Here is a 17,699-nt window from a genome sequence, read left to right as displayed (position 1 = left end):
GACAATATTCCTTATGACTTAGCTGCGGTTGGCAGAGGCAGGTTTAATAATTCCGGAGCGGCTGTTTGTTGTGCCACTTTGAGTGCTTTGCGTAAATCGCGCATATAAGCCTGATCGAGACTTAACCAGTCTTTTTTCTTCTGTGACCAAACCCAGGCCTGCTGGCCGTCATTGGTTAAACGGTACAGAGCTACCCGGCCAATACGCAGGAAATCGTACGAGGTGTTGTCTAATTGGCCGCGGTACGCTTCGATATTACGACCGTAATCAACCTCTACCTGATAGGCTTCAAGAACCCGGCGAAATTTCTCAGAAATAGTAACGTCAGCACGAGTCATCAGGTCACGCAATAACGCAACTCGCGTGGCACGCTCTTTAGGCAGGAATGGTGTGTCTAATTCGACGAATTGCTGCAGGTTATCCAGCATGCGGCTCATCAGAGGTAATATGCCGCGTTCGGTGCGCTCGATTTCATTAATCTGGCGATCGAGTGACGCCAGTTCTTCTTCCTGATTGCCAACGATGCGGGTCATCTGGCGATTGTATAAATTCAGCTGATCGGCTTCGGCTTTAATCTGGCGATATTCGTTTAACAGTTTTTGCGCCTGATCGTCGAGCGAGTTAATGCGCTGCTGGCTGTTTTGACCAGCCTTCTCGCTGCTGGCGATTTCTTTTTTAGCGTCAGCTACGTCTTGAGCAACGGACAGCGATGGAGAAAGCACAGAACCGATCAGCCCTAACAGAGCGAGTCCTTTGCTGACATGTGAAATTGCAGGTTTCATAGTCTGGAAATTCCAATGATGATCAAGCGCCATTTGGCGTATCGGGCAAATTAAGCTGGCAGTGTGCACTGCTTTAGCTTAACCGCCGCTGAAAAGTTGAGGCGCATTATGCCGCCTCATAAAAAGAAACTCAATTGATAGCAATTCTCAATTGAGTTTCTTTTTGCGTTGGCAGGGAATTTACTGAATGTCGTGTTTAATATTCGACCACATTCAGGCCTAGCTTAACGGCGATATCTTCACTACCACGTGGTGCAACCACGGCTTTATGGCCAGCCTGATTGCGCAGGTACTGGTCCGCAACGCGCAACACATCATCCCATTTTACCGCCAGCAGGCGTTCACGGAATGTCTGACGAATTGCCCTGCTGCGACCAGTCTTATCCATATGGAAAGATTGTTTCGCCTCACCTGCTGGTGAGCCAGGACGATCCATACTGCCAATAATTCCCAGCACAGCCTGCTCAACCAGATTCTCGCCAGCGGTTTTATTCAGTACCCAGTCAATCGACGATTGATAATCGTCAAATGTGCCTTCTACCCGAGGGTCGCGATAAGAGTAGAATTTAAAACAGGCGATCGATGAATCCTGAGTTGCTCCCGCACCGTACGCACCGCCTTGCTCACGAATTGCAGTGTGTAAATAGCCATTGCGCAATACACCACCCAATACCGCCAGCGGCGCCGCATCGGCGTGATCGAGAGTTACGGTTGGTATTGCCCAGGCGCAGAAATTCACCTGTGAATCGACCATCCAATACTGACCACCCTCGGTGTTTTGCCAATTAAACACGGAAGAAGTATCGCCACCGGCTTGCCAGAGTTGATTAACGCTGGCGACATGGGCCGCTGCCAGTGCTTCATCCTGAACCAGTAACGCCTGATTAGGGCTTTTAATGTGTTGGTAAAGATCGTTTAGTGCACTGGCTAATAATGCAGGATCTTTCTGTGCAGCTTCCAATCGATGCTTCAGGCGTTTGGCCTGGGGTAAACCACCCAGCTCATTAGCGATATTCGCGGCTTTATTCAGTGGTGCAGCCGCCAGGCTCATCGCCAGCGAATGACCCGCACCGGTAATGCCCTGTTCTTTTCGGGCACGCGCCTGAGTTAATAAATCCAGCAAACGCTGAGATTCGCTAAAATCCGGTTGCGTCCAGGTTTCTTTCACCAGTGCACTGAATTCATTTGTATTGTCTGCCAGTGCTTTGCCAGTCATTACTAAATAAGCTTGCAGTGCATCACTGTTATCGACGTGGCCTTTAATTGAGCTGTAAGCGGTTAAGCTGCCAACAATTGACGTCTGTTTTTGCTGTTGGGCCAGATAATCGTTTCCGCCAGCACCAACCTCGGTCCAGGCGTGAGAGAAAAACGGTAACCAGGTGAGCTGCTCATGACTGAGTGACGGAAGATCGACCATCTGCTGCTGATACACAATGCCATTGGTGCCAGCGTTGTATTCAGCGATATTTAATCCACCTGAATGATTGTTGCTGGCAGCGGTATGGGAAATTTCCGGGCGAACATCGTCCAGTGTTACTTGCGGCAAGATACCCGGATCATCTTCCTGTGCCTGACGTTCTTTTAATGCCTGAGTTTCTGCAACAACAGCGTCCTTATCGGCATCACTCATGGCATCAGCGATATTCACCAGCTGTTGAGTTTCCAGGCGTTTCGCTTCTTCGTTTAGTAAAGCATCGGGCTTAAGGGTAAAACGAACACGATGACGATTTTCCAGTAACAAACGTTTAACCGCAGACTGGATAAAGTCAGGCTGCTGAACTTTTTCTTTCAGGCGATTAATCGCCGGGTCCAGATTAAGCAGACTAACCGGGTCGCCATAATGGGTGGCTGCCGGGATAGCATTAAAGATCAACTGGAGGCCATAAGGATAATGGTCGCCGCCAATTTCGCGCTGGTGTAATTCCAATTGATGCAAGGCAGCATCAACCATGCTTTGCTCGACGCCGGTTTCGCTGATTTGTGTCAGCGTGTCGAGAATGAGCTTTTCAATGGCGGCCGCATGTTCCGGTTCACTGCCTTCAACACCGCACATAAAACTCATTTCACGATTGGAATCTTCCAGGCCACACAGTGGTGATGGAGAACCACCCAGATCGGTTTGCTCCAGTACTTTACGCAGAGGTGATGCACTGTTATCCAGCAGAACCTGACTTAATAAATTGGCTTCCAGCTGGGCATCCAGATCAGTTGAATCACCCAGTAGCCAGCCCATGACGTGGTGAGTTTTATTGGTTAAATCGTCACCGTCGACGCCATAGCCCTGCTCGATGGAAATCGGAGATGGGTAACGCTTTTCCGGTTGGACTCGCCACTGCTTGCTTTGCTTTTCGAAACGGCTTAATGCTTGCTCGTCGAGCTTTTGTTGCAGCTCCACAACATCCATATCGCCAAAGGTCATAAATATGGCATTGGATGGATGGTAGTGGGTTTTATAAAAATCGATTAATTCGTCATAACTTAAATCAACGATATCGGCTGGTTCGCCACCACTGTTGTAGTGATAGGTTGTGGTCGGAAATAAATAGCTGGAGATACCTTGCCACAGCTGACTGACAGGTGACGACATCGCCCCTTTCATTTCATTAAAAACCACACCTTTAAATTCCAGTGGCGAGTTTTTATTACCCTCTTCACTGAATTCGACGCGATGACCTTCCTGGGTAAAATCCAACGGATCCAGACGTGAGAAAAATACAGCGTCTAAATACACGTCCAGCAGATTGTTAAAGTCTTTATCGTTTTGTGACGCAAATGGATATGCGGTCCAGTCAGAGCTGGTCATGGCATTCATAAAGGTATTTAAAGAGCGACGCGTCATCATAAAAAACGGGTCGCGCACCGGATACTTTTCACTACCACACAAAGCGGTATGTTCCAGAATATGCGCCACACCGGTTGAGTCGTGAGGCATGGTGCGTAACGCTACCAGAAAAGCTTTTTCGTCATGATCGCTGGCCAGATGGTAATGAACGGCACCGGTTTTGATGTGTTCATAATGGTGTACGGTGAGATTCAGCGATTCGACCTGAGTAGCATCGATATGACGAAATGCCGCATGGGCCAGATTGTGATCAGACATAACTTCTCTATTCATTATGGATATTAATCCGTTAATCTTAGCAGCGTTATGTCCATCTCCGAAGGATTAAAGGCTAAGCATGACTGAACAATATGATCCACAAGCCGGTTTTGACTGGCGCAGTGAATTTCCGGTGAATGATGAATGCAGTTATCTCAATCATGCCGCGGTTGCACCCTGGCCGGAATCGGCGAGAAAAGCGATCAATGATTTTGCTACGGAAAATGTCGCGCTGGGTGCCACGCACTATCCTCAATGGGAAAAAGCCGAAGATAAACTCCGCCGCAACCTTGAAACTCTGATCGACGCTCCTCGTGGCAGTGTCGCTTTGGTTAAAAATACCTCAGAGGCGTTGTCGTTCGTTGCTTATGGTTTAAATTGGCAGCCTGGCGACGTGGTGGTGATTTCCGATCAGGAATTTCCCTCTAACCGTATCGTCTGGGAATCGCTGGCGGACAAAGGCGTTAAAGTTGTAGAAGTTGCCTTGCCGTACGACGACCCTGAATCAGAGCTTCTGATGGCCATCGAGCAAAAGCCAAGATTGGTGTCCATCAGTGCTGTGCAGTACGCCTCTGGATTGCGCCTTGATATTGATCGGATTGGTGCTGCTTGTCGTGCAGCTGGTGTTTTATTTTGTATTGATGCGATTCAAGCGGTTGGCGCCCAGCCTTTTTCTGTACAACAGAACCAATGTGATTTCGCCATGGCCGATGGCCACAAGTGGATGTTGGGGCCGGAAGGTTTAGGTTTCTTTTATGTGCGCCCGGAGGTGATGGATCTGCTGAGAATCCAGGAATATGGCTGGCACATGGTTGCCGATGCAGGGAATTACAATACCAGAGAATGGCAATTGGCGCCGGATGCCAAACGGTTTGAATGTGGTAGCCCGAATATGCTGGCTGGTTATGCATTAAACGCCAGCCTTGAGCTGATTTTGAAGGTCGGCTTGCCACAGATTGAATACGCCATTGCTGAGCGGATTCAATACCTGAAAGACGGCCTGATGGAAATGGAGGCCGTTTTTCTCAATCCACTGATTGATGAGCGTCCTTCTGGCATTCTCACTTTCCACTTCTGGAATATCGATAGCGCCAGACTGCACAAAACACTGATGCAGACGGGCGTTATCTGCGCCAATCGTGGTGGCGGCATTCGTTTTTCTCCGCACTTTCACACCACGCAGGAAGCATTGGATGATGCGCTTGAAGCGTTAGAAAGCCTGCTGCCGATGCTGCAACCCCGATAGCTCTCCGGCACTGGTCAGGTCGATCTGGCCAGTGTTTCCAGCGGATTATCACAAAGCCAATACAAGTCTCCCTGCTAACAAGCCGCCAATGTGTTTTGCCTGTGCTATAGCTAAGATATTTGGCATTCGCAGGAGGTGGTTATGGCGCTCTTTGTGACTTTGCTGGTGGTTTTGTCGTTGGCGATTTGTGTGTTTGCCATTCGAAATCATTCAGCTAAATTGCGTTGCCGCAGGAAATCCCGAAAAGGTCATCTCAATCCTTTTCATGCCGTTGAGGCGCACCTGCATCCGGGCTGCTGTCGCGCAGCAAAGCGACTCAGAGGAAAGCGTTTTCTCGCTGCTGAAGCACCGCTGTTTCCGTTATCCGGCTGCACGTGTTCAAACTGCCGTTGTGATTACACCCATTTTGACGACAGGCGTCAGGATTCAAGGCGTCTTGATATTGGCTTGATGCACGATTTGTATGGGAAAAATGGAGAGCCGGAAAGGCGACTGCGCAGAGGCAGGCGCCAAACGGATTAACTGTGATGTGATTCAGACTACATGGTGTGTGTCAGGCGATCTGACTTAAGAGCACCGGCCAGGAATGTTTCGATTTTATTCCGTGCGATATTGTCATCACCCGTGAACTGAACACCGATGCCAGCAACTTTGTTGCCTTGAGCGCCTTTCGGTGTAACCCAGACTACCTTGCCCGCTACCGGAATTTTCTCCGGCTCGTCCATCAGTTTTAACAGCATAAATACTTCATCGCCCAGCTGGTATTGTTTGTTTGTTGGAATAAACAAACCGCCATCGGTAATGAATGGCATATAGGCAGCATATAACACCGACTTATCTTTGATTGTCAGTGACAGAATACCGCTGCGACCGCCCATAGGGTTCATGTTATCTCCTGATCTCTGGTGTACTAACTTACCGGATGGCGACGAATTGTTGCCTGCCAATCCAGCAGCAAAGATTCCAGCAAAAGCTGCTTATTATAATGTGAAACACCGGACATCAAATTGCCCTGCACTTCCTGTACTTTGCGCTGCAAGGTTATCAGCTTTGAAGAATCCAGCATAGCGCCGCTTAAGAGTTCCGGCAGCAGCTGCTGATAAACGAGCTGTTCTGACGTTACGCCAAGCTGTGTTTTTAACGCGTCAGCCAGGGCGGTGTTAAACCAGTGAATGACGTCTTCTATTTCCAGCTTATTCCAGGCTGACACCAACTGTTCCAACGGCGCTGCGTCAAGAGTCCATTGTCTGAACTGATTCACCCAGGCTTGCTGCTGACTTCCGGCATCCTGTTCGAGCCAGCGCTTTGCTGCCAGTGGTGCGCCGGGGTTATAGCGCAAAGCAGAGTGTGCGTCAGTGTCATTAACTCCCTGCTGTTGCAGCCAGGCGAGCGCTTCTGCCTCGGTTGGCGCTTGTAGCTGAAGACGCTGGCAGCGACTGCGAATCGTTGGCAGTACCGAGCCAAAACGTTCTGCCTCAAGAAGCAGGAAACTTTCCCCTGCAGGTTCTTCCAGAGTTTTCAGCAGTGCATTGGCAGCATTGGTGTTCATCACCTCGACCGGTTTGAGAATAACCACCTGGCAGTGACTGATCTGCGGCGTCTGGGCGAGAAACTCATTCACCTTACGAATGCTGTCGATACGAATCTGTCGGCTGTTGTCTTCCGGTTGGCATATCATGAAATCCGGGTGACTTCCGGCTTTCCAAAGCTGGCAAGAGTGGCAAGAGCCGCAAGGCTGACTTAGTGACTCGGTCTTTGCGCGTTGGCACAGTAGCCATTCGGCGGTGTACAAAGACAGCTGATGTTTACCAATACCACTGATGCCGGTAAACATCAGTGCGTGAGGTAAACCAGCCGTTTGCTGGCGCTTAACCAGATCCTCCCAGACCTGAGTCTGCCAGGGCAAAATCATACCAGGCCACCGGTTGTCAGCAGTTGTTCCATTTGTGTCGCAATGGCTTTCTGAACCTGAGTTAATGGCTGGCTCGCATCTATCCGTCGGAAGCGCGGCTGTTGCTCTGCCAGCTCAGTGAAGCCTTGTTGTACGCGTTGAAAAAATTCCAGCTTTTCGGTTTCAAATCGATCAACCTGTTCTCCGGCATCGGCTGCCCGACCTCTGGCTCTGCTCATGCCAAGCTCCAGAGGCGCTTCAAGCAAGAATGTGCAATCCGGCTCCATGCCTTGTTGCACCAATTTTTTCAGGCTTGCAATAACCTCTTTCGACAAGCCCCGGCCGTATCCCTGGTAAGCGATGGTTGAGTCAGTAAAACGATCGCAAAGCACCCAGGTGCCAGATGCAAGTGCCGGACGTATTACTTTTTCCAGATGTTGCGCTCGTGCAGCGAAAACCAGAAGAAGCTCTGCCAGATCCGACATATCTTCGTTGTGATGAGCCTTTAATAAATCATTGCGGATTTTTTCTGCAATTTCAGTCCCACCAGGCTCGCGGGTGATCAGTGTACGAATCCCCTGCTGTTGCAGCCACTCGGAAACAAACTGAATATTGGTGGATTTACCAACACCTTCACCACCTTCAAAAGTGATAAAGCGACCTGTGTTATTGCTCATATTTTGTCCGGATTAATTCGTTTGTGGAGCCGAGCGATATTCTTTTTTACGGCGGAATATCTGATATTTTCTGACGGCCTTATTGTGCTCTGCCAGGGTGGCGGAAAAATAATGACTGCCATCACCTTTGGCAACAAAATAAAGCGTTTTTCCATCTTGCGGGTGCAAGGCAGCATGAATCGCAGAGCGACCGGCAAACGCAATCGGGCTGGGTGGCAACCCTTTATGACGGTAGCTATTGTATTTGTTAGAGCGATCACGCAAATGTTTTTTCTTCAGGTTGCCGTCAAAACTATCACCCAGACCATAAATAATGGTCGGGTCGGTTTCCAGTCGCATGTTTTTTTGCAGTCGTCTGACAAAAACACCGGCAATTTGCGGGCGCTCATGCGCGGCACCGGTTTCTTTTTCGACAATAGATGCCATAACCAGTGCATCGTATGGAGTACTGTAAGGCAGATTGGAAGCTTTATTCTGCCACTCCTGCTGCAGAACTTTTTTCATGCGCTGGTACGACTGGAGAATAATGGAACTAACGGCTTCACCGCTGTGATAAACGTAAGTGTCCGGGTATAACCACCCTTCCGGATTGCCCTGTAGCCCAATCAACTGCGCAATGGTTGTGTGCGTCAGTGGTTGTACATCCTGCTTCAGGCTTTTTGCTTTCTTCAGTGATTCAATCGCCTGAGTTAACGTCGTACCTTCAATAAACTGAACTTTATAGCTAACCGGTTTGGCGCTGGCGAGAAATGCCAATAGTTTTGGTCCCGTCAGTGAGGCTGGTATATCAAACTCCCCAGCACGTAACACGTGCTCTTTTTTCAGGAGTTTCGCTTGTAACTTCAGTAAGTCTGCGGATACCAGCCAACCGTCGCTTTGCCATTGGCGGGCTACTGCGGAAAGACTACTGCCAGGTTTGATATCAACACGTACAGTGTCCTGATTCCTGGTTGGTATATTCCAGGTGTAAATTCCCGCGGCAATGCAGCTTAAGAAAATCACCAGTAATGTGATTTTAATTTTCATGATCAGATATCCCTGAATTAAAAGCGGAGATAAACATGGTTTGAATTTTTTGTTGTACGTTGTGGGTTAGCTGTTGTTTATCAGCAGAATAAACAAAGTCATCAATCTGATTGACCCAGCTGAAGCCATTTAATGTATTACTGAATAACAAGCCATCAGCAGCTCGGATACGATTCAAATCCAAAATGCCTTGTTGGCAAGTGATACCCAGATTACTGGCGTTATTCAGCAGCCACTGCCTGGCAACGCCTTCAATACCTGAATTTTCCAATATTGGAGTAATCAGACGATCGCCCTCTAACAGGTAAACATTACTCATGCAGCCTTCAATAACATCGCCGGCGCGGTTAAGCATGAGCGATTCTTTCCAACCTGGTTGAAAAGCATGACGCGCCATGACTTGTTCAAGCCGATTCAGGTGTTTAATCCTTGCTAATAATGGTTGTTCTGCGATGGTGACCGGATTGACGCCAACTTCCCAACCAGCGATCCATTGATTCCATGCAGGAGCCAGCCTTAGCTGGAGCTGAAGGTTGACCGGGTGACTCGCGCCTATTTGATAGCCTCTTGGCCATTGATCCGGATCGTTTGAAACTGAATGATTTAACTGCCGGCTAACGATCAGTTTCAACTGAATGTCGCGATTCGCTTGTTTGGCGTCGCGACTAAGCTCTGCTGTGCCTTTAATTGAGGCGATGTGTTTAAGTGCAGTATCAATGCGCTGGAGCGTGTCGATGGGAAAATCCAGACGAACAAGCCCGCGAAGGAGCCGCTGCCGGTGCAGCGCCAGTAATGGTGGAATGAAATCATGAGTCAGGCGTATGGTTTCAAACAGACCATCGCCAAATTCTTGGCCCCGGTCGGCAAGCAGAGGACCGCTAATCCAGCCCTCTTCGCTGTAACTGGCAGTAATGATCAAGAATTAACCTTCGTAGCGAGTGAGTAACAGGCTGCCGTTGGTTCCGCCGAATCCAAATGAGTTGGAAATGGCTGCCTTAATATCCATTTTGCGGCTTTGATTCGGCACATAGTCGAGATCACAACCGTCATCCGGGTTATCCAGGTTAATGGTGGGTGGTGCAACACCATCTCGCACAGCCAGCGTGGTAATCAATGCTTCCAGTGCACCTGCCGCACCGAGTAAGTGCCCTGTCATCGACTTGGTGGAAGATACGGCCAGCTTTTCAGCATGATCGGCAAATACCGCTTTAACGGCATTGGTTTCGGCAATGTCGCCAACCAGTGTTGATGTGCCGTGGGCATTAATATAATCAATGTCTTCAGGCTGAAGGCCCGCATCATTAATTGCGTTGCGCATTGCAGTCTGGGCACCGGCACCGTCTTCCGGTGGCGATGTAATGTGGTGAGCATCATCACTCATGCCGAGGCCTGATACTTCGGCATAAATCGTTGCTCCGCGTTGCTGAGCATGCTCCAGTGATTCCAGTACCAGAATGGCTGCACCATCACCAAGAACAAATCCATCACGGTCTTTGTCCCACGGACGGGATGCTTTTTCCGGCTCATCATTGCGTGTGCTCATCGCACGCGCGGACGCAAAACCTGCAACCCCAAGAGGTGATGAACCAAACTCAGCACCGCCAGCAACCATGACATCTGCATCACCGTAAGCGATCGTCCGTGCTGCATAACCAATATTGTGAGTACCCGTTGTACAGGCCGTGGTAATGGCGAAATTTGGGCCCTTTAAGCCATGACGAATGGCAATATTGCCAGCTGCCATGTTAATTACCGAACCAGGCACTAAAAATGGTGAGACGCGTCGTGGTCCGCTTTTCTGCAGTTGCGCATGATTGTTTTCAATCATGTTTAAACCACCAATGCCGGAGCCTACGGCTACACCAACACGATCTTTGTTTACCTGATCGTTAATATTGGCGTCGAGAATTGCTTCTTCGGCAGCAACCATCGCGTACTGCAGAAATAAGTCGATCTTTCTCGCATCTTTTGGGGTCATTACACTGGATACATCAAAATCCTTAACAGCACCGCCAATTTGGGTGGCATAGCCATCGCAGTCGAAGTGTTCAATTTTACCTATGCCACTTTTGCCCTGCTGGACCGCTTCCCAGGTACCGGCTGCAGTATTCGCCAGTGGGTTAACGGTTCCCATGCCTGTGATTACAACGCGTCGCTTACTCATAATCCTGTTCACTTTGATGATTGCATCAGATGCCGCGCATTCTGCTGAATAACGGGCACAAAAAAAGCCGCGTCCGAAGAGGCGGCTTTCAGACATTGCGAATCTTACAGATTGGCAATGATGTAGTCGATGGCTTCCTGAACGCTAGTCAGCTTCTCTGCATCTTCGTCTGGAATCTCAGTTTCGAATTCTTCTTCCAGAGCCATTACCAGCTCAACAGTGTCCAGAGAATCGGCACCCAGGTCGTCTACGAAAGAAGAGGAAGGCTTCACGTCTTCTTCTTTAACGCCCAGTTGTTCACATACGATTTTCTTTACGCGTTCTTCAATGTTACTCATGGTTTTTTCCTACCGTTTATTAACTCTAAATGGCCAGTAATTTGGCCTTATCCCATATTCATGCCGCCATTCACATGAATGGTCTGACCTGTAATATATTGAGAATCTTTACCAGCCAAGAAGGCAACCGCTCCAGCGATATCTTCTACTTGTCCTAAGCGTTTGCCAGGAATGGACGCTAGGATGGCCTCTTTTTGCGCTTCAGGCAAGATATCCGTCATATCTGTTTGAATAAATCCTGGAGCGACACAATTCACCCGAATATTGCGGCTGGCGATTTCCTGAGCAAGGGAGCGAGTGAAGCCCTCAAGCCCGGCTTTTGCCGCTGCATAATTCGCCTGACCAGCATTACCCGTCGTACCAATAATGGAACTGATATTAATAATGCTGCCCGCTTTTTGTTTAATCATGGGTTTAGCCAGTGCTTTGCATACGCGGAAAACACCACTCAAATTGGTGTTCAGCACGGCATTCCATTCATCGTCAGACATTCTCAGGAACAGGTTGTCGCGAGTAATGCCTGCATTGTTCACAACAACGGCTGGAGTACCAAATTCAGCCAGTAGCGCCTTTAGCGCTTCTGCCGTTTGCTCGGCGTCGGCGATATTAAGAACGATGGCGTTGTTATCTGCCGAAATTGCCTGCAAGGCACTGCGAATGCTGTCTGCACCCGCGTCGCTGGTTGCTGTACCAACGACTTTAAAACCATCATTGGCGAGACGCTCAGCAATTGCCCGGCCAATGCCGCGACTTGCTCCGGTTACCAGAGCCAGTTGCTTGTCTGACATAATTATTTTCCTTGGATAATTTCCACTGCTGCTTGCAGTGATTTCAGATCACCGGTGCCATAAGTGGCCAGTGACTTATCGATTCGTTTATTCAGGCCGGCGAGTACTTTACCCGGGCCTATTTCAATTGCGGCATTCGCCTTTGGTCTAGAGGCTGTTACAGCTCCGGTCCAGTTTACCGGGCTATACAGCTGTGCCAGCAGCTTGTTGGCAATCTCGTGCTGTTCTGCCGGAGCGTTATCGACGTTGTGGTAAACCGGAAACTTAGGCTGACGCCAGCTGATTGCATTTAATGCCTGACCCAGCTCTTCGGCTGCGGCCTTCATTAGGCTGGAGTGAAACGGACCACTCACAACCAATTTCATAGCGCGCTTTGCTCCGGCTTCTTTAGCCAGTGGAATGGCTGCTTCAACAGCAGGCATTGCACCAGCGATAACGATCTGACCAGGAGCATTAAAGTTTGCAGGCTCTACTACACCATGGCCTGACGCCTGTTCGCACACTTCGCGAATCTGCGCTTCGTCCAGGTTCAGAATGGCAGCCATGCCGCCATCGCCAGCAGGGACTGCCTGATCCATTAATTCGCCACGTTTTTTAACCAGCTTAACAGCATCGGCAAAATCAATAGCGTCGGCGGCAACCAGGGCTGAATACTCGCCGAGTGAATGACCAGCGGCTGCGACAATATTCATGTCGTCGGATTGAGAGTGCAGAACTCTTAATACGGCCGTGCTGGCGGTCAGAAGTGCTGGCTGCGTGTTGTATGTGAGATTGAGAGACTCTGCCGGACCTTCGCTTGCAAGAGCCCATAAGTCCTGGCCGATTGCGTCAGAGGCTTCCTGGAAGGTTTCGCGAATTTCGCTGTACTGTTCTGCGAGATCGGTCAGCATGCCAACCTGTTGAGCACCTTGTCCCGGGAAATAAGCAATTACATCTGTCATGTTTAACCTTACGTGTTCAAGCTAACTGGTTCAGTTTTGAATCAGGTGCCTCGCTGAATGAGGGGCACATATTATTGGATAGGGATTGTTACAATAAATGGTCAGGAATGCACAAGATTATTGAATTAGATTCCTTAGTTTTTCAATTCCTGACAAAAAGGCGCTACAGGGCTGTAGCCGAGTCTTTTGGAGCCAGTCTTATGAGCTCCGCTTTTACCTGGCTGAGATCCACTTGGCGTGTTTGCTCAAGTAAATAATTCATGGCGGCATAAAATGCTATTTCGTCGGACTTGCCATGTGTTTTAACCACGATGCCGTCAACCCCAAGCAATAATGCTCCGGCGTAACGGGTTGACGTGAAGCGCTTCAGAACCCTTTTTAACAGCTGGCGCCAGATTGGCCTTAATAACCAGGCTGCGGGAGATTGATCAAATACCCGGCTGAGTTCTTTACTTACCCAGCCTGCCAGGCCTTCGCTGGTCTTCAGAGCTACATTGCCTGAAAAACCATCACAAGCGAGGACATCGAGGTCTCCCGAATAGATACTATCCCCTTCTCGAAAGCCGACGTAGTACTGTCCCATGGTATCGCTAAGCAGCTGTCCAGCCTGCTGAACCTCCTCTGTGCCTTTGCTTTCTTCCTGGCCGATATTTAGCAAGCCTACCTTTGGACTGCGCTCTCCGCGTGTTTTGCACCAAGCAGCACCCAGTCGGGCAAATTCACACAACTGGTCCGCACTGGATGAAAGGTTGGCGCCAAGATCAAGCATGAGCAGTGGTTTGCCGCCAGTAGGAAGCTGGGTTGCCAGTGCCGGTCGCGACACGCCCTGCATTGTGCCTAATATGGATCGCGACAGCACCATAAGTGCCCCCGTATTGCCAACCGAAATAATTCCCTGGGCGTTCTGTTCTTTAACCTGTTTGAGCGCTGTGGCCATGGTCGATGATTTGCCATGACGCAAGACACGTGCAGGCTGATCACTCATAGCAATAAAGGAATCGCAAATGATGAGTTCGACCCGGGATTGATGTCGAGAGAAATATTGTTCGGCTTCCGTTAAGACGTCTGCCGTAAGAGTGATGATGAGGTGAAGATCTGAATGCGAGCGCAGGATCTTCTTACAGGCTTTAAACGCAACGCGGGGACCTAAGTCCCCGCCCATTACATCTACCGCGATGGTAAACATATTAGTCGTTGCCAGTCTCCACGACTTTTTTGCCACGGTAGAAACCGTCAGCAGTCACGTGGTGACGACGGTGAGTTTCACCAGTGGTTGGATCTGTAGCCAGTGCAGCACCATTATCCAGAGCATCGTGAGAACGACGCATGCCACGCTTGGAACGAGTTACTTTGCTTTTTTGAACCGCCATGTTTGGCTCCTAACTAACGCTATTTCTGTTTAAGCTGAGCTAAAACGTCAAACGGGTTTGGCCGTTTGTCGTCTGAATCTTCAATTGCCGTTGTCTCCGGCGTTGGCTGTTTTATCTGACATTCACTTTCAGGATGGGTCGGAAAGCTGGGCAACATCAGAAGAACTTCATCTTCAATTGCTTCCCAAAGATCCAGACGAGCATCCTCATCCAGCTCAACCGGCTCCAGTCGCCTTGGCAACTGTTTTGCCTGTTCGTCGTTAAACACAAGCCCCAACTTAAAGTCGCTTTCTATGGAAACCGTTACCGGCCCAAGACAACGCTGACATGTCATTACTACTTGTGTTTTGCAGCTACCGAATAATACCCGATTACGTTCCTCATCCCGATCAAATTCTACTTCACAGGAAACAGGAGTATCACAGCTTAACACTGCGGATTGTAATCTGAGTAATTTTTTGCTGTCGATATCTGCGCTAAATCGTTGATTTGATTCAACTAATTTCGCTGCATCAACACGCTGGGGTAGCCTAGCCTCTGCCATAGTGCGCGACATAATAGGTATGCAAAGCTCCTGTGTCAAAATTATTTAGTGCGAACGACGGCTGTCGTTCGCAAGTTAAGGTAAATATTATCAGTTGTCAGCGTAACTGGGGGGCGTCGGAGTTAATGTGCAGCTGCTGCATAACCTGCAGAGCGATGCCTTCACCAATGCTCGCGCCTAAGCGACTTACCAGCTCATCCCACGGTGTAGGCTGATAGGTGAAGTTTACCAGCTCTTCCGTGCCAAGCTTATCCCGAGCAATGCCACTGCTTGACGATAAGCCATCAATTAATCCAAGCTCCAGTGCTTGCTCGCCAGACCAAACTAGACCGCTAAACAGTTCAGGATCTTGCTTAAGGCGATCTCCGCGTCCCTTCTTAACCTGATCGATAAACTGCTGATGAGTCACCTTCAGCACGCCCTGCCAGAATGCTTTTTCTTCCGGTTTTTCAGGGGTAAATGGATCCAGGAAGCCCTTGTGGGCGCCGGCGGTATACTGACGTCGCTCGACGCCGAGCTTCTCCATTGCATCTACAAAGCCGAAGCCAGAACCAACAACGCCGATTGAGCCAACCAGACTGGCTTTATCGGCATAAATCTCGTCAGCGGCGGCGGCGATATAGTAAGCGCCAGATGCACCCAGATCCATGATGACAGCATAAACCGGGAAGTCTTCACGCGTTTCTTTTAAGCGTTTGATTTCATCATAAACATAGCCGGACTGAACCGGGCTTCCGCCTGGGCTGTTAATTCTGAGGATGACCCCCAGTGCCTTTTCATCTTTAAATGCATCGCGAAGCGCAGAGATAATGGCATCGGCACTGGCATCCTGATCAGCAGCGATAACGCCATTTACTTCAATGACTGCGGCATAGCTTTCAGCAGCGCCCGCCTTGTCCAGATTTTCGGTTGGCAGGCGAACCATAAAAAGAATGGTTAACAGATACACAAGGAAAGCCAGCTTAAAGAAGATGCCCCAGCGCCTTGTCCGGCGCTGCTCACCCTGCATCTCCATGACGACTTTTTCGATCAATTTCCATTCTTTGCTGCTGTCGTCGGGCCGATTACTGGTTGCACCATTATTGGTAGGTTGATTCAGATTTTCATTATCCATTCTGTTGTATCCACTTATTAAGTTCTGTAATGGAATGACACAGTGCCTTTGGCTGGCAGCTGAGCAGTACATCATTGTCGTGCGCGCCGTGACTTATTGCGATGCTGTCCATGCCCAAGTTCTTCGCCATATCAAGATCAAAGCTTGTATCACCGACCATGAGTGCGGCTTCACCAGGCACTCCCAACTCGTCCAGTAATTCCTGCAGCATTAACGGGTCCGGCTTTGATCGTGTTTCGTCAGCACAGCGACTCGCAGTAAATTGATCTCCAACTGGGCGACCATCAATCTGGAGGTCATTGAACATACGGTTAAGGCCTTTGCGGCTTTTGCCCGTAGCGACAGCCAGTTGGCGGCCGGAAGCTCTCAGGTCGCGAAATAATTCTGCTACGCCAGAAAAGAAAGCCATAGCAACTTTACTGTCATATACAAAATTCCGCGCGTATACCTGAGTCATCTCAGATAGCTGCTCAGGATTGATTTGCGGCCAAACGGTTCTCAACGCTTCAGGCAGGCCCAGCCCAATAATATTCTGCACCGCAGAGTCAGGCACGGTAGGTAAGCCAACCTCAATAGAGGCTTGCTGCATACTGTCGACAATTCGTCCGGTTGAGTCGACCAGAGTTCCATCCCAATCAAAGATGACCAGTTTATACTTCAAGAGGACAGCCTCCCTTCTCTAACGCTTTTTGAAAATCATTATCGGGCAGTGCTTCCAGCTTCAGGAAGTCACCACTTAGCGGGTGGCGAAATTCAAGCTGCCAGGCATGCAGGAACAATCGATGAACACCCTGTTTCTTATCGATTTCTACCAACACTTTGTCGCGGTACTTCTGATCCCCGGCGATAACATGCCCTTCATACTGGCAATGCACTCGAATTTGGTGAGTACGTCCGGTAACGGGTTCAGCCTCAATTAAAGAGTAATGGGCGCCAGCACTAATTAATCGCGTACGGGTGTGTGCTTTTTTCCCTTCGTCATCGACGACAACCATTCGCTCTCCTGATTGACGCTCGATTCGTAATAATGGCACTTTGATGTCGCGAGTTTTTCGATTCCAGCCGCCATGCACCATGGCGAGGTAGCGCTTTGAAATGCCAGACTTGTTGGCCAGCATTCTTTGAAGTGCCGTCAAAACGGAGCGCTTCTTCGCTACCAGTATCAGGCCAGATGTATCCCTGTCGAGACGATGCACCAATTCAAGAAAGGTATGGGCTGGTCGCATTTGCCTAAGCGCTTCGATTAAACCCAGATTAACCCCCGAGCCGCCATGGACCGCCAGCCCGCTTGGTTTGTTGACCACCAATAAACCATCATCTTCGTGAATGATGGCATTATCCAGAATTCCCTGAAGCACGCTGGAAACCGGCGGTGCTTCGTCCCGCTGAGCAATACGCATTGGTGGAATTCGTACGATATCCCCTTCAGCGACACGCGTGTCAGCCTTGGCGCGTTTTTTATTGATGCGGACTTCGCCTTTGCGAATGACGCGATAAATCAGCGCTTTAGGCACACCCTTTAATATAGAAAGAAGAAAGTTATCCAGGCGCTGACCGTCATTGCCGTCGTTGATCGTGACGAATGAAACCTTGCTGGTGTCGAGTTGAGTCTGAGACATGAAATCCAAATCAGAAAGTTATTAGCCCATCAGGCGCTAATCTTGCCTGTTGGTTTGCTGCACCCTGTCTTTGCTGCTATATTCGCTCGGTCGACGGTA

19 protein-coding genes are annotated in these 17,699 nt (G+C 49.4%); 2 read left to right on the top strand and 17 right to left on the bottom strand.

The features are described 5' to 3' along the window. Positions 1-11 precede the first annotated feature (11 nt). Positions 12-782: a DUF3450 domain-containing protein gene (locus ACOQOZ_RS03760; protein WP_420590944.1), complete on the bottom strand. Its 771-nt coding sequence runs from the start codon at positions 780-782 to the stop codon at positions 12-14. A 196-nt stretch (positions 783-978) separates the two neighbouring features. Next, positions 979-3,882 (bottom strand): insulinase family protein, encoded by a 2,904-nt coding sequence (locus tag ACOQOZ_RS03755; RefSeq protein ID WP_420590943.1) that lies wholly within the window; start codon positions 3,880-3,882, stop codon positions 979-981. A gap of 79 nt (positions 3,883-3,961) precedes the next feature. Between ACOQOZ_RS03755 and ACOQOZ_RS03750 the strand changes: the two genes are divergently transcribed. Further along, positions 3,962-5,128, top strand: coding sequence for an aminotransferase class V-fold PLP-dependent enzyme (locus ACOQOZ_RS03750; RefSeq protein WP_420590942.1), 1,167 nt, complete (start codon positions 3,962-3,964; stop codon positions 5,126-5,128). Positions 5,129-5,269: 141 nt separating this feature from the next. Then, on the top strand, positions 5,270-5,650 hold the full coding sequence (locus tag ACOQOZ_RS03745) for a hypothetical protein (RefSeq protein WP_420590941.1): 381 nt from the start codon (positions 5,270-5,272) through the stop codon (positions 5,648-5,650). Between the two features lie 17 nt (positions 5,651-5,667). Here the strand turns inward: ACOQOZ_RS03745 and ACOQOZ_RS03740 are convergent, their stop codons facing one another. The 15 genes from ACOQOZ_RS03740 to ACOQOZ_RS03670 all read right to left on the bottom strand — a co-directional run bounded on the left by ACOQOZ_RS03740 (position 5,668) and on the right by ACOQOZ_RS03670 (position 17,600). Further along, the gene (locus ACOQOZ_RS03740; RefSeq protein ID WP_420590940.1) at positions 5,668-6,015 is read right to left on the bottom strand and encodes a PilZ domain-containing protein; all 348 of its coding nucleotides are present in this window, start codon (positions 6,013-6,015) and stop codon (positions 5,668-5,670) included. Positions 6,016-6,038: 23 nt separating this feature from the next. After that, entirely contained in the window at positions 6,039-7,040 is a 1,002-nt protein-coding gene (holB, locus tag ACOQOZ_RS03735; RefSeq protein ID WP_420590939.1) for a DNA polymerase III subunit delta', read from the bottom strand. Continuing rightward, a complete protein-coding gene (tmk, locus tag ACOQOZ_RS03730; protein ID WP_420590938.1) occupies positions 7,037-7,696 on the bottom strand; it encodes a dTMP kinase in 660 nt (219 codons plus the stop codon). The genes holB and tmk overlap by 4 nt, the downstream gene beginning before the upstream one ends. A 12-nt stretch (positions 7,697-7,708) precedes the next feature. Beyond that, positions 7,709-8,722, bottom strand: coding sequence for an endolytic transglycosylase MltG (gene mltG / locus ACOQOZ_RS03725; protein ID WP_420590937.1), 1,014 nt, complete (start codon positions 8,720-8,722; stop codon positions 7,709-7,711). Continuing rightward, a complete protein-coding gene (locus ACOQOZ_RS03720) occupies positions 8,712-9,641 on the bottom strand; it encodes an aminotransferase class IV (RefSeq protein WP_420590936.1) in 930 nt (309 codons plus the stop codon). The genes mltG and ACOQOZ_RS03720 overlap by 11 nt, the downstream gene beginning before the upstream one ends. Before the next feature lie 3 nt (positions 9,642-9,644). Next, positions 9,645-10,886, bottom strand: coding sequence for a beta-ketoacyl-ACP synthase II (fabF, locus tag ACOQOZ_RS03715; protein ID WP_420590935.1), 1,242 nt, complete (start codon positions 10,884-10,886; stop codon positions 9,645-9,647). A gap of 104 nt (positions 10,887-10,990) precedes the next feature. Beyond that, positions 10,991-11,224, bottom strand: coding sequence for an acyl carrier protein (acpP, locus tag ACOQOZ_RS03710; protein WP_068654756.1), 234 nt, complete (start codon positions 11,222-11,224; stop codon positions 10,991-10,993). A 47-nt stretch (positions 11,225-11,271) separates the two neighbouring features. After that, the gene (gene fabG, locus ACOQOZ_RS03705) at positions 11,272-12,012 is read right to left on the bottom strand and encodes a 3-oxoacyl-ACP reductase FabG (RefSeq protein WP_420590934.1); all 741 of its coding nucleotides are present in this window, start codon (positions 12,010-12,012) and stop codon (positions 11,272-11,274) included. Positions 12,013-12,014: 2 nt separating this feature from the next. Continuing rightward, entirely contained in the window at positions 12,015-12,953 is a 939-nt protein-coding gene (gene fabD / locus ACOQOZ_RS03700) for an ACP S-malonyltransferase (RefSeq protein ID WP_420590933.1), read from the bottom strand. A 163-nt stretch (positions 12,954-13,116) separates the two neighbouring features. After that, positions 13,117-14,139: a phosphate acyltransferase PlsX gene (gene plsX, locus ACOQOZ_RS03695; RefSeq protein WP_420590932.1), complete on the bottom strand. Its 1,023-nt coding sequence runs from the start codon at positions 14,137-14,139 to the stop codon at positions 13,117-13,119. 1 nt (position 14,140) lies between these two features. Further along, the gene (gene rpmF / locus ACOQOZ_RS03690) at positions 14,141-14,323 is read right to left on the bottom strand and encodes a 50S ribosomal protein L32 (RefSeq protein ID WP_068654748.1); all 183 of its coding nucleotides are present in this window, start codon (positions 14,321-14,323) and stop codon (positions 14,141-14,143) included. A 19-nt stretch (positions 14,324-14,342) separates the two neighbouring features. Beyond that, a complete protein-coding gene (locus ACOQOZ_RS03685) occupies positions 14,343-14,906 on the bottom strand; it encodes a YceD family protein (RefSeq protein WP_420590931.1) in 564 nt (187 codons plus the stop codon). A gap of 58 nt (positions 14,907-14,964) precedes the next feature. Next, on the bottom strand, positions 14,965-15,981 hold the full coding sequence (locus ACOQOZ_RS03680) for a S49 family peptidase (RefSeq protein WP_420590930.1): 1,017 nt from the start codon (positions 15,979-15,981) through the stop codon (positions 14,965-14,967). Continuing rightward, positions 15,974-16,642, bottom strand: a complete 669-nt coding sequence (locus ACOQOZ_RS03675) for an HAD family hydrolase (protein ID WP_420590929.1) — start codon at positions 16,640-16,642, stop codon at positions 15,974-15,976. The genes ACOQOZ_RS03680 and ACOQOZ_RS03675 overlap by 8 nt, the downstream gene beginning before the upstream one ends. Next, entirely contained in the window at positions 16,632-17,600 is a 969-nt protein-coding gene (locus tag ACOQOZ_RS03670; RefSeq protein ID WP_420590928.1) for an RluA family pseudouridine synthase, read from the bottom strand. Before ACOQOZ_RS03670 ends, ACOQOZ_RS03675 begins: the two co-directional genes overlap by 11 nt. Positions 17,601-17,699: the final 99 nt, after the last annotated feature.

Origin of the sequence: Bacterioplanoides sp. (assembly GCF_965219715.1) — a bacterium.
In the GTDB taxonomy this organism is placed as follows: Bacteria; Pseudomonadota; Gammaproteobacteria; order Pseudomonadales; family Oceanobacteraceae; genus Bacterioplanoides.
Note: the sequence above shows the minus strand (reverse complement) of the source record. Positions and strands in the feature narration are given on the sequence as shown.